This window comes from Vibrio sp. T20 (assembly GCF_007858795.1).
GTDB classification, from domain to species: domain Bacteria; phylum Pseudomonadota; class Gammaproteobacteria; order Enterobacterales; family Vibrionaceae; genus Vibrio; species Vibrio satsumensis.
The window spans coordinates 1-279 of record NZ_VFEB01000169.1 but is presented as its reverse complement, the minus strand read 5'-3'; the positions used below and the strand labels follow the sequence as shown (position 1 = coordinate 279).

Here is a 279-nt window from a genome sequence, read left to right as displayed (position 1 = left end):
AGGTGGTTTACTGCGGATTTCGAAGAACAAACCGCTGACTGACATAGAGCCTGTATTTGAGAAAATCCAGTCTCAAGTGGATCGTGCTGATGCGATCATTCAACGCTTAAGAAACATGATCAAAAAACGCTCATCAGATAAGTCTCAGACCAACATTGAGCAATTACTCACAGACACCATTGAGTTGCTGCAATTTCGATTACAGAAACACAAGATAACCATTGAGCGCCACGCTGTAGGTAAGTCTATCCAACTGCATGTCGATCCTGTGGGATTGCA

General features: G+C 43.4%; 1 pseudogene. It reads left to right on the top strand.

Annotated elements, in window-relative coordinates:
• Nucleotides 1-279: pseudogene (locus FTW16_RS17975) on the top strand (sensor histidine kinase); the annotation flags it as partial.